At 56.9% G+C, this 11696-nt stretch carries 11 protein-coding genes; 8 read left to right on the top strand and 3 right to left on the bottom strand.

Annotated elements, in window-relative coordinates; translation table 11 throughout:
- The first annotated feature begins 3 nt into the window (after positions 1-3).
- The 5 genes from EXR70_00425 to EXR70_00405 are packed head-to-tail and all read left to right on the top strand — an operon-like array spanning position 4 to position 4138.
- On the top strand, positions 4-1425 hold the full coding sequence (locus EXR70_00425) for a flotillin family protein (GenBank protein MSP36937.1): 1422 nt from the start codon (positions 4-6) through the stop codon (positions 1423-1425).
- 32 nt (positions 1426-1457) lie between these two features.
- The gene (locus tag EXR70_00420; GenBank protein MSP36936.1) at positions 1458-2117 is read left to right on the top strand and encodes a PspA/IM30 family protein; all 660 of its coding nucleotides are present in this window, start codon (positions 1458-1460) and stop codon (positions 2115-2117) included.
- A 4-nt stretch (positions 2118-2121) separates the two neighbouring features.
- Positions 2122-2571, top strand: a complete 450-nt coding sequence (locus tag EXR70_00415; GenBank protein MSP36935.1) for a hypothetical protein — start codon at positions 2122-2124, stop codon at positions 2569-2571.
- Positions 2572-2585: 14 nt separating this feature from the next.
- Complete coding sequence (locus EXR70_00410) at positions 2586-3080, top strand: GNAT family N-acetyltransferase (protein MSP36934.1); 495 nt, start codon at positions 2586-2588, stop codon at positions 3078-3080.
- Positions 3081-3124: 44 nt separating this feature from the next.
- Positions 3125-4138, top strand: a complete 1014-nt coding sequence (locus EXR70_00405) for an ABC transporter substrate-binding protein (GenBank protein ID MSP36933.1) — start codon at positions 3125-3127, stop codon at positions 4136-4138.
- Between the two features lie 349 nt (positions 4139-4487).
- Here EXR70_00405 and EXR70_00400 read toward each other — a convergent pair whose 3' ends face one another.
- Positions 4488-5651: a cupin domain-containing protein gene (locus EXR70_00400; protein ID MSP36932.1), complete on the bottom strand. Its 1164-nt coding sequence runs from the start codon at positions 5649-5651 to the stop codon at positions 4488-4490.
- Between the two features lie 303 nt (positions 5652-5954).
- On the opposite strand from EXR70_00400, the gene EXR70_00395 reads away from it, so the two are divergent.
- Positions 5955-7007: a hypothetical protein gene (locus EXR70_00395; GenBank protein MSP36931.1), complete on the top strand. Its 1053-nt coding sequence runs from the start codon at positions 5955-5957 to the stop codon at positions 7005-7007.
- A gap of 531 nt (positions 7008-7538) precedes the next feature.
- Positions 7539-8846: a hypothetical protein gene (locus EXR70_00390; protein MSP36930.1), complete on the top strand. Its 1308-nt coding sequence runs from the start codon at positions 7539-7541 to the stop codon at positions 8844-8846.
- Positions 8847-8890: 44 nt separating this feature from the next.
- On the opposite strand, the gene EXR70_00385 is transcribed toward EXR70_00390, so the two are convergent.
- Both EXR70_00385 and EXR70_00380 read right to left on the bottom strand, forming a co-directional pair.
- Entirely contained in the window at positions 8891-9598 is a 708-nt protein-coding gene (locus EXR70_00385) for a class I SAM-dependent methyltransferase (protein MSP36929.1), read from the bottom strand.
- Positions 9599-9615: 17 nt separating this feature from the next.
- Positions 9616-10176 carry a hypothetical protein gene (locus EXR70_00380; protein ID MSP36928.1) on the bottom strand — a complete coding sequence of 187 codons (561 nt, stop codon included), beginning with the start codon at positions 10174-10176 and terminating at the stop codon, positions 9616-9618.
- A gap of 232 nt (positions 10177-10408) precedes the next feature.
- On the opposite strand from EXR70_00380, the gene EXR70_00375 reads away from it, so the two are divergent.
- Complete coding sequence (locus EXR70_00375; protein ID MSP36927.1) at positions 10409-11632, top strand: branched-chain amino acid ABC transporter; 1224 nt, start codon at positions 10409-10411, stop codon at positions 11630-11632.
- Positions 11633-11696: the final 64 nt, after the last annotated feature.

The following is an 11696-nucleotide window of genomic DNA, read 5'->3' as shown; positions in this document are numbered from 1 at the left end:
AAGATGAATTTAGAAATGATTTTCTTTGTCGCGGGCCTGATGGCGCTATCGCTTATTTTCCTGATGGTGATGTTCGCCCGCTTGTACCGCAAGGCTGGGCCTCATGAAGCTCTCGTGGTCTACGGCTTTCGAGGCACGCGCATCATCAAGGGGCGCGGCTCGATCATTTTCCCGATGGTCGAGAATTGCCGGCTGCTTTCGCTGGAACTAATGTCCTTCGACGTCGCGCCGCAGCAGGATCTCTACACCAAACAGGGCGTCGCCGTCACGGTCGAAGCCGTCGCGCAGATCAAGGTCAAGTCGGACCCCGAATCGATTCAGACCGCGGCGGAACAATTTTTGACCAAGACACCGGAAGAACGTGAAGGACTTATCCGCTTGGTTCTCGAAGGCCATCTACGCGGCATCATCGGACAGCTTACGGTGGAAGAAATCGTCAAGCAGCCCGAGATGGTCGGCGACCGCATGCGCTCCACCTGCGCTGAGGATATCAACAAGATGGGCTTGGAAGGGATCTCGTTCACGATCAAAGAAGTCCGCGATAAAAACGAATACATCAGCAACATGGGCAGGCCCGATGTCGCGAGGATCAAGCGCGACCCCGACGTGGCCGCCGCCGAAGCCGAGCGTGACACGGCGATCAAACGCGCCGAAGCCATGCGCGCTGCCGCCGTCGCCAAGGCGCAGGCCGATAAAGAACGCGTGCTCGCGGAAACACTCTCACTGGCAGCGCAAGCCGAAGCGCAGCGCGATCTCCAAATCAAGCAGGCGAACTTTTTAGAAACCGTCCAGAAGCAGAAGGCTTCCGCCGACAAGGCTTATGAGATCCAGACCAACATCATGCAGCAGCAGGTCATCGCCGAACAGGTCAAGATCGAGCAGGTGCAAAAGACCGCGCAGATCGCCGTGCAAGATGCGGAAATTCAGCGCCGCGAGCGCGAGTTGGTTGCCACGGTGCTCAAGCAAGCCGAGATCGAGCGGCGCAAGATCGAGACGCTGGCGGAGGCCCAGAAGCAGAAAATGATTTTCGAGGCCGATGGCCAGGCCGCGGCAACCCGCGCCAACGGTGAGGCGGAAGCGGAGATCATCTTCAAGAAAGGCGAGGCCGAAGCCAAGGCGATGAACGTCAAGGCCGAAGCCTACAAGGAGTACAACCAGGCGGCGGTCATCGATAAGCTGATCAGCAACATGCCGGAGATCGTCAAGGCCCTCGCCTCGCCGCTGGCTAACGTCGACAAGATCACAATCGTGTCCACCGGCAACGGCGACACCACCGGCATGAACAAGATCACCGGCGATATCACCGCGATGGCGGCGCAGATCCCAGCGCTGTTCGAGTCTCTCTCCGGCATGCAGTTCGCCGAATTGCTGTCGAAGGTTAAAATGATCGGCGATAAGACGCCGAAACCTGACGGCAAGGTTTAACGCGCAGCTGACTAAACTGATAGGAGGTTTATATGTCGTTACTAGATAGGGTATCAACGCTGATTCGGGCCAACCTAAACGATCTGATCGATAAGGCTGAGGACCCGGAGAAACTGATCAAGCAAGTTATTTTAGACATGCAGAACCAACTCATGCAGGTGAAAACCCAGGTCGCCATCGCCATCGCCGACCAGCATGTGCTGGAGAAAAAGCAGAAGGAGAACATCGAAAAGGAAGCCGAGTGGCTGCGCAAAGCCGAGCTCGCCGTCGACAAGAAGCAAGACGATCTCGCCCGCGCGGCGCTGGACCGCTCGATGAGTTCCAAGCAGATGGCCGGCAGCTTCGACTCGCTGGTGGCGGATCAGAAGATCGAAGTCGAAAATCTCAAATCGGCGCTGCACAAGCTCGATCAAAAACTCGCCGAAGCCCAATCGAAAAGCGAAGTCCTGATCGCCCAACACCGCCGCGCCCGCGCCGTCGCCAAGGCCAGCGACGCCAAGAGCGCCATCGCTGTCGGCACCAACAACTCGACCTTCGAGCGCATGAACAACAAGGTGCGCACGGCCGAGGCGGTCGGCCAAGCCAAAGCCGAGATGGCCGGCGACAGCATCGAGGATCGTTTCGCGGCGCTGGAAAAGTCCGACGAGGTCGAAAGACTATTGAACGAGATCAAAGCCCGGCGCGCCGGATAATGACGTGAAAAAAGTTTTCCATTTCGATTCGCCGACGGAAAAATATCGCGCCGACGCGTGTGTCGTTTCATGCTACGACGCTCGGTTTGAGTTAGCCACGCGCAAATTTTTAAAGAAACGCGGCATCTTGATGTTCGACCTACTGAAAATCCCCGGAGGGGCAAAAGTCTTTGCCTCTCCGGCCGAAGAATCCGCTCGCGCCGTCGCCCTCGGCCAGGTCGCGACTTCGATGCGACTGCACGGGACCGACCGCGTGATGTTGATGGTTCACACCGACTGCGGCGCCTACGGCGGACTGCAAGCTTTTGAATGCGACGAAGACCGCGAAGCCAGCCATTACGAGTCCGAACTGCGCCGCGCCGCCGAGTATTTGCAGAGCAACATCCCGTCGATAGGCGTGGAATGCTTCTATCTCAAATTCAGCGGTGTCTGGACGGTAGAAGCTGTGGAATAATTCGGCCGCAGATAATGATCGCCATCGAGCCTATCGCGACCGCCAATGTCGCGCCCTACAAATCTATTCGCCTGCGGGCGTTGCAGGACACGCCCACCGCGTTCAGCGCCACTTATTCCGAAGAGGCCAAGTTCACGGATGCCGATTGGCTGATGCGCGCAAGCCAGTTGAGCAGCACAAAATCCACCGGCTATCTCGCCCTGGATAGCGGTGTGGCGGTAGGCATCGCCGCGGGATTTTTGGATCGAAACGATCCCTCCCGGGCGGAGCTGGTATCGATGTGGGTCGCGCCGACGCATCGCCGTCAAGGAATCGGCCGCCTTCTCGTCGAAGCGGTTTCAGATTGGGCACGGGCGCAAAATATCCCAAGCTTGCTCTTGCTGGTAACGAGCAACAATCACGCCGCCATCGCATTCTACCAGCGTCTGGGCTTTTCTCTGACGGGAAAAACCGAACCCTATCGAAACGATCCCGCGCTCAGTAACTTTGAAATGATTCGACCCAACTGACGGAACCGCCGATTGCCAAAGCGCACCGATGTGGATTAAAGCAGATGTCGATGCTTCATCACGCTTTCATGTCGGCTTTTGCCGCGCTGCTAATATTGTCATCAGCCAATCTCGATTCGGCCGGCGCGCAAGCGACCAAGCTCATCGTCGCCTACTCATCCCCGGCGGCGACTTTTTCGCCGGGCTGGATCGCCAAGCGCGAGGGACTGTTCGCCAAGCACAATCTCGATGTCGAGATGGTCTTGATGCAGGGTCCGTCGACCTACATGCCGGCCTTGGCGAGCGGCAATATTCAAGTGATGTACGGCGGCGGCACGGCGATCTCGCGCGCCATCGGCACCGGCGGTTTCGACTTGGTGGTGTTAGCGACCGAGACGCGCTACATCCCGCTGCGCATGATGGTCAATCCTGCGATCCGAAATCCGCTCGATTTGAAAGGCAAGAAGTTGGGCGTCGGCCGCGCCGGTCTCGATGAATACGCATCGCTACTCTACCTGGAAAAAATTGGCTTAGCTGTAGGAAAAGACGTTCAGATGGTTTATCTCGCCGGCGGCACGCAAACTCGCGCGAGCGCCATGAAACAAGGCCTGGTCGACGGCGTGACCGTGAACCCGCCCAACGAGTACGATCTGGAAAAAGCCGGCTACCGTGAGTTGGCCAACTTTCTCGATTTCAAAATGCCCTACGCCGGCGTGCCTCAGACCGTCACGAGAAATTTCCGCGATCGCAACCGTAGAACGGTGGAAGACTACATCACGGCCATCGTCGAAGCCATGCAGATTTTTCGCGCCAATCGGGAGATCGGCTACAAAGCGATCTTTGACGCAACCCGTCAAAACGATCCGGTGATCCTGCAACGCACCTACGAGTCTTATTCAAAACAATACGACGCCATCAACGGTCTACCGTTTCCCTGGCAAGCCGGCATCGAAGGCATGATCACCGGCTTCCACGAACGATTTAATCCGCAAGGAATCAAGAATCGGGATGCGAGAGCTTATTTGGACTCGTCATTCGTGCAGCGCGCGGCGGAAAGGTTAAAGTTAGAGCGGAAATAGATTGCTCCCGCGCCTTGGCATTAAGTTCCCCGGCCAATCTTCCAGCAGCGTAAGTAACTAAGAACCCCTCGATACGCGCTCTCAGAAGACCGCTACTCGGGAAAACGGACGGTTCGTGCGCAATGTGAGATCCAATATTTTTCGAGTGAGCTTTCCCGATTCCCTGAGTAGGCGGCGTATAGCGCCGCCGTATCGAAGGGTTCCGTGGCACCCATTTTTTGATACGTCCGTTGTGCAGAAAACCGCCGAACGGTTGACGCTCGACAAAAAATATTTCGGACAAAAAAATGCCGCTCATGGCGAGTCATCCGCACCATGAACGGCATTGGGCAACGTACTATTGTGTAGCTTACGTATCTCTCTCGCTGGTCGGTCCGACCTCGCCGGTGCACCAGGGCACGAACGCTTTCATTTTGCACATCGCGCCGTGAGCCTTGAGCTCTTTTTCGAAGATCGCGTGAATCTCGCGATCCTCGTCGCCGTACTCGACCTGCCAGCCGCCATCTTTGAGACTCTTGTCGGCGTTCTCGCCGCCGCCGCCGCGGCCTTTTTTATACAAACCCATGTCGCCGGGACGCAGCGCGAGATAGCGTGCCCGCGTCGTGCCAGAGTTGAAGTGCTGATGATAGCAGTTGTCGTTGGGCACGGTGACCATGGAACCCAACGCCCAATCGCACTTGATCATGTCGGAGCGGTCTTCCTTGGTCCAGATCAACGAATAACCGCCGGTGCCGCTGAGCAAAACCAAATGCGCGCCCGGTCCGTGGCGGTGGGCTTTTTTATAGGTGCCTATGGGAAACTCGGAGATATGGCTCTTGGTGTTGTTGTCGGCCATTTCCAACATCGCGTTGATGCCGCCGGCGCCGCGCTCTTTCCAGCCGTACAGCAACATATCCGGCGCATTGGCGATGAAGTTCGACTCCCACACACGGCGGGTGAAAAGCTTGCCCTTGCCGCTGAAGTAATCCTCTTCGCCGGCATAGCGGCCGTCGAACATGTAATCGCAATTGAAAATAAATTTAGGATCGCGGTACAGACGCATCATCGGCGGCGCATTGGTGACGGCGATGTAGCGCGCCGGTTCTTGGCCGCTGCCGTTGAAATTTTGGTACCAGGAATTGAGCGGTATCGAAAACAGACTGCCCGCCTGCCACTCAAAGCTGCTTTTCTTTTTCTCATCGTGCCAGATGCTGGTCGCGCCGCGGCCCGATACGATGTAAATCGTCAGCTCGTACATGTGATGCTCGGGCTCGGACTTGGCGCCGGCGTTGATCTCGACGACGTGGCAATCGTTGGGCATGTGGTTGTTGTTGATATGCACCACGGCGCCCTTGCCGCCCTTACGTTCCCACGGGCCAAGCTCGATTTTCGCCAAGCTCGGGAAGTAATACTCTTGATAAACTTTCACGCCCTCGGTCCTGAGCCAATCGGTGTAGGGATCGAGCTTTACATATTCCTTGAGCCCCTCTGTGGGAGTCTCGGCAATTTTCATGTCAGTGCCTAGCATTACCACGATAAGATTCCTCCTCTAGCTATAAATCGCGTTCGATTTGAGTTGATCAATGGCCAGCGGCTAGTCCGCCGACTGTCAGACTAAAAGAAATATCCGATATCGTCCGATAATGTCAACGAGCCCAACCGAAACACGGGCAAAACATTCCGCATCGCGACAATTGCGACCGGCTCATACGCTCCGCATAGTCCGACAATCGTAGGCGCGGGTCGCGACCCGCCCTGCCCCAGATTCGCGCGCCGTTGTACAGCGCCAGCCGAGCCTGCTAAGACCGTAGCTAAAAAAATTTTCCGACGAGGTCCAATGATCATTCGACTCATTTCGCTCGCAACTCTTTGCCTGCTGTCATTCTTCGCGCCACCATTGGTAAGCGGCGCCGAGCCGCGTTCCTTCTTCGAAGGTAAAACCATTCAAATGCTTATTTCCACTTCGCCCGGCGGCGCCACCGATGTCGCCGGCCGGCTGACCGCGCGCTATCTCGGCAAATATATTCCCGGCCATCCCAACATCATCGCGCAGAATATGGCGGGCGCCGGCGGCATCGTCGCGGCGAATTATTTATATAACATCGCCAAGCCCGACGGCCTGACGATATTGGCGGTCAATCGCGCCAATTATCTGGAGCAAATGGTCGGCCGGCCGGAAGTCAAACTGGATTTTCGCAAGTTGAATTGGCTCGGCAGCTTCAATCGCGCGCCGATGATGATCGCCTGCCGCAAAGACACGCCCTACACCAGCATCGACGCCATGCGCCACGCCAAAACTCCGGCGCGTTTCGGCGAAGGCGGCACCGGCAGCATCAGTTATACGTTTAGCAACTTGATCGGCGAGATTCTCGACTTAAAAGTCAAGCATGTCACCGGCTACGGTTCGGCGCGCGAAATCGACCTCGGCGTCGAACGCGGCGAAGCCGACTGCCGCGCGACATCCGACATCACGCTGGTGCGTCCACCCTGGCCGACTTGGATGCAGCAAGGCTACGTGACCATCGTCGTCCAACAAGGACCGGCGAAAAGCCGCTTGCTGCCACAGGCGACGCCAACGGTTTACGATCTCGCGCCGGCGAGCGCCAAGCCGACGCTGAATTTGATGGACGTCATGGTCGCCTACACCGACTTCGACCGCCCCTTCGCCACCGCGCCGGGCGTGCCGCCGGATCGATTGAAATTAATACGAGATGGTTTTGAAAAGATGTTGACTGATGCAGGATTTTTGAATGAAGCGAAAAAGCTCATCGACTGGGACGGCACGAGCTATCTGAACGGCGCCGATCTGCAGAAAAAAATCGACAAGACCATCAGCCAACCCGCCGACGTGATCAAACGGATCAAAGAGATTCTTAAAGAAGCGGCTTAGCCAAGAGGGCTAATCTTATACTCGGTGATCTCTGTCGTTAATTCTCTCTCCGCTTCGATTCGGCCTTGCCGCGCTTGCGTCACTCGCGGTAGATCGCCGACTGCGGCGTTGAATTCAAAGTGAACCATAGTCAAAACATGTCATTTCGACCGAAGGGAGAAATCTTTCTTGAACCCAGTAATATCGCTGTCAAGTTTGCAACGAAGCCGCAAATTATTTAGGCTCGGCTTCATGCGTACCGTCATCACAATCTGCCTCGGTTTGTTTCTAACAATTCTCCCAAGTTCTCTTCACGCGGCGACGATGGCTAAAGTCACCGCCATGAAAGGCGTGAAAAGCAAATTTCAAGAATTCCAAGTGCCGCCCGGCTACGTCGTCACACCGAAGCTTGGCCCGAAGCTCAACGACTATCTAAAAGAGTTTCGCCAGATCATGGGGATTCAATAGAACGTATTAACCTTGGCGCGATTCAATGGATTGTAGGGGCGACCGGCCGGTCGCCCGTCCTCGTAAAGATAGAACTCAGTAGACATGAAACTCGAACTAGCCGAATTTCCCGTCGAGCAAATCCGTTTGGGGAGCCGCTTCGCCTATCGACAGCGAAGCCTCGAAGTCGATGAAAGCGCGCTAACCGCTCTCGTGCTCGCGGACCAGCGCATCAGCGAAGCGTCCCTCGCCGTGGCGCTGCCCGGCGAGAACGTGCGCATCACCGGCGTCCGCGACATCGTCGAACCGCGCTACAAAGTCGCCGGCAACGGCATCGTGTTTCCCGGCATCTTAGGACCGGTGGCGAACGTCGGCGCAGGACGCACCCATCGTTTGTCAGGCATGACCGTGATCGCCGCCGCGGCCTACGAATGCACGATTCGCGCCGGCACCACGGTACAACGCAGCGCGACCCTCGACATGACCGGTCCCGGCGAGGCGATCTCGCGTTTTAGTCAACATGCGCATTTGATCGTCAACTTCCGCATCGCCCCCGGCCTCGGCGAACTCGACGCGCACCACGCGATCCAGCAAGCGGAATTCAAAGTCGCCGAACGAATCGCCGCCATCACGCAAACGCTTGAGCCTGAAAACGTTACAGTCTACGACATACGCGAACGAAATCCCCAGCTGCCAACGGTAATGCTGATCCAAGGCTGCATCACCGATCCGCAGCATGTGCACTCCGGCGTCGGCTATTACGGCATCTCGCTGCGCGAATCCCTCGCGACGTTTGTCCACCCCAACGAAATCTTCGACGGTGCCGTGACGGTGGACACGACGAGATCGGGCCGCGGCTACTATCCGACCACTTGGGATTGGCAAAACCATCCGCTGATTCTCGGCTTGTATGAAGCTCACGGCAAAACATTGAACTTCGCCGGCGTGGTCTTGCAGCGCATTCGTTTCGAAACCAGTCACGGCAAAGAAGTCGGAGCGCAAAACGCCGCGGGGTTGGCGAAAGCGATGGGCGCCGATGGCACGTTGATCACGTGGATCGGCGGCGGCAATGCCTTCGTCGATGTCATGTTCGCCGTGCGCGCCTGCGAACGGATCGGCATCAAGACCACGCTGGTCACCTACGAGAACGGCGGCAAACAAGGCAGCGACAGCGCCGTGCTCTTCTACGTTCCGGAAGCTGACGCCATCGTCAGCACCGGCAGCCTCGACCGGCCGGTCGAGTTACCGGCGATGTCGCGCACAGTCGGTCCCTACAACGAGATCAAAATATTTCCCTTCCCTGGCGCAGCGCCGGTCTCCGCGCGCGGCGAATTACCCATGGAAGCCCGGGACGCGATCATCGGCGGCGCCGATATCTGGGGCGAGCAGAAGTGGCGCTGCGAAGAGTTTTGAAATGAGCCGCGTCAACGATTTGCGCTCATGGTTGAATTCGGTTTTCACGCCACGCTCAAAAATACGGTATCGGCCAACGACGCGCTGATGGCGTTCGACGGCTCGAACTCAAAACCGCTGCCGGTTAGCAACTCGACAGTTTCTTTTTTCGACAAGAAGTGAAATTTATCCTGGCGGTCGAAGCGCTTGAAGCGAAACGCATAGCGCAAAAGTTGGACGGCGTAAACAATATGCCGAATCGCCGTCCAGCCGGATTTCCAGAACACCCGCGAAAATTCCGCGTGGGGCTTGGGGTTGTTCATGATCAATCGGCCGCCGGGGCGTAATACACGAAACACTTCCGCCAACACCGACTGGCGGCTCAGCGCCGTGCCAATGTAGGAAACCAACAAGCTCGCAACCACGACGTCGAAAGAATTGTCCGCCGTCGACTTGAGAAATTCCTGCGCGTCGGCGTGGACAAAGCGCAACGATCCATCAAACCCTCGCGACGCGTCGATAACATCCTCCGTCGCGAATCGCAGCATGGTCTTGGAGTAGTCCACTGCCATGACCCGCGCACCGCATTTGGCGAGCGCCTTGGCGATGATTCCCGGACCGCAACCCAAATCGAGGATCTCTTCGCCTTCACGGGCGGCGACCGCACGACAAGTGTCTGCGACAAAGCGCTGATGGACCGGGGAAAGATTTAGCTTGGTATAGTAAAGAGCGTACTCGTCCCAAAACTGCTGAAGGTTTTCGCTCGCCACAATTTAGCCGTATCGAATCATTACGGCTGATGGCTGGCGGCGTCCGGCGCGTGCTTGCCATTCGCTGAACTGCCCCTGTCGGAATCACCCGATTTTTTACCTCGTCCGAGGACGTAACCGATAATGCCGCCGTAGATCGCCGAGACTTCACTGGCGCTGAGGATGCCGGCGATAGCCAGGCTGCAAACGTTACCAGTCACGGCGATGATCACCACAAGCTGGGTGACTTGGCCATCGCCGAAAAATGGCTCGAATCTGTTCTTGACGTCTTTACCAAAGTAGAGACAGATAAACAGCGCGAGAATGCAGCCGACAACTCCGATGGCGGTGATGTAGAGCGAATGGTAGGCCCATTGCACCCGTTGAAAATCCAGCGGATGAAGCACACCGCTGGGTTGTCCCGGCTGCGCTTCCGCTTTAGCGCCATTGTCACTCTGCGCGGGCGCCGTGCTAGCGACTGAAACGTTACTTTTTTGTTGCGCCCGCGCGGCAGCGACACTGGCAAACCAAACGGCTAGGACCGTCAACAGCACCATCGCCACGGTTCGCTGCAAATGCCGACAACTCAATCGTGAATCCATGAGACTCCGCCTCTCCGCGTAAAGCTAAGGTTGTTTTCGATCGGAACGAATGCGCCTTGACGCACTAGCTATTGACACAAATACGCCAATGCGAAAACTATTTAACCCAAGAGCGATCGGCGCGAAGCTAGCAATACCGAGACGAACAATTTCTGCCGCAACGGTTGACGGCCTTGACACATTAGCGCGGAAATAGTCATTGTCTGCCAGTAAGGCCAATCCCATGAGACAAATGATTAACCGCCGCCGTTTCAACAAAATCCTCTTAACCGCTGGCGCCGCGGCGTTGGCGCCGTTTAACATCGTGCGCGCCGAGTCGGGGAAATTAAAAATCGGCGTGCTGCTGCCGAAATCCGGTTTGCAAGGTTTGATCGGCCAGTCCTGTCAGAAAGGCGCGGACCTCGCGCCGGAAGTTATCAAGGAATTGCTCGGCGTCGACATCGAACTGATGAACGCCGACACGGATACCAACGTCGACACCGCGCGCACGCGCGCCGAGCGCTTGATTCAGGAAGGCGCGCACTGCCTGGTCGGGCCGTTCGATTCGGGCGCTGCCGCGGCCATCGCGCAAGTCGCCGAACAGCGCGGCGTACCGTTTGTGATCAACATCGCCGCCGCGCCGCAGATCACCGAGCAAGGTTATAAATTCGTCTTTCGCAATTTTCCCGTCGCCAGCGAATTAGTAAAAAACGGGCTGACGCTGACCGAAGATCTTTTCAAAGCTACTGGCATAACGCCGCGCACGGCGCTGTTCATGCACGTCAACGACACATTTGGACAAGCCAACGCCAAAGCGATCGCGGCGATCTTGCCGCAGTTGAACTTGCCATTTAAATTGCTCGACACCATCGCCTACGATCCCGCGGCGAAAGACTTGACGGTCGAAGTGTCGAAAGCCAAAGCGACCAAGGCGGATTTCCTCATGCTCGTCTGCCGCTTGAACGATGCCATCGTGCTGCGCCGCGAGATCGTCAAGCAGCGCTGGAATATTATGGGCATCGTCAGCCCAGGCTCGCCGGGCATGTACGAGAACCAGTTTTTTCAAACCCTCGGCAAACTCTCCGAAGGCTGCATCTCCAACGTTCCATGGTTCGATCCCAAAGCCGCGCTGACAAAATCCGTGGACGCGGCATTTAGAAAACAGAATCCGAAAGACCAGCTGCGCTTTCACGCGCTCAACGTCGGTTTCACTTTCGAAGCGATCCTGATCGCCGCCGACGCCTACAAACGTGCGAAATCCACCGATGCACAGACGCTGACCGAAGCGATTCGCACGACGGAAATCAAAAACCGCATGATGATCGGCGCGCCGATCAAGTTCAACGCCAAGGGCCAAGTGGAAGGCAATCTGTCCGCCTGCATTCAGAACCAAGGCCAGAAACCGGTCGTCGTGCTGCCGACGCCGTCCGCCGAAGCAAAACCGATTTTCCCTTGGGCGGAGTACAAGCGAATCTGAGGTTCGTCATGCCGGCGAAGGCCGGCATCCAAACTCGCAATTAGCAGCGAATGGGACTATGACT

The sequence above is a fragment of the Deltaproteobacteria bacterium genome (assembly GCA_009692615.1).
GTDB lineage: Bacteria > Desulfobacterota > Binatia > UBA9968 > UBA9968 > DP-20.
The sequence above is the reverse complement of the archived record's forward strand: the minus strand, read 5'-3'. Positions and strand labels throughout refer to the sequence as shown.

What these genes read in the sequence shown, in the direction of transcription:
- EXR70_00420 (MSP36936.1), top strand. Translation starts at nt 1,458, where the DNA reads ATGTCGTTACTAGATAGGGTATCAACGCTGATTCGGGCCAACCTAAAC.
- EXR70_00425 (MSP36937.1), top strand. Translation starts at nt 4, where the DNA reads ATGAATTTAGAAATGATTTTCTTTGTCGCGGGCCTGATGGCGCTATCG.
- EXR70_00390 (MSP36930.1), top strand. Translation starts at nt 7,539, where the DNA reads ATGAAACTCGAACTAGCCGAATTTCCCGTCGAGCAAATCCGTTTGGGG.
- EXR70_00375 (MSP36927.1), top strand. Translation starts at nt 10,409, where the DNA reads ATGATTAACCGCCGCCGTTTCAACAAAATCCTCTTAACCGCTGGCGCC.
- EXR70_00380 (MSP36928.1), bottom strand. Translation starts at nt 10,176, where the DNA reads ATGGATTCACGATTGAGTTGTCGGCATTTGCAGCGAACCGTGGCGATG.
- EXR70_00395 (MSP36931.1), top strand. Translation starts at nt 5,955, where the DNA reads ATGATCATTCGACTCATTTCGCTCGCAACTCTTTGCCTGCTGTCATTC.
- EXR70_00405 (MSP36933.1), top strand. Translation starts at nt 3,125, where the DNA reads ATGTCGATGCTTCATCACGCTTTCATGTCGGCTTTTGCCGCGCTGCTA.
- EXR70_00410 (MSP36934.1), top strand. Translation starts at nt 2,586, where the DNA reads ATGATCGCCATCGAGCCTATCGCGACCGCCAATGTCGCGCCCTACAAA.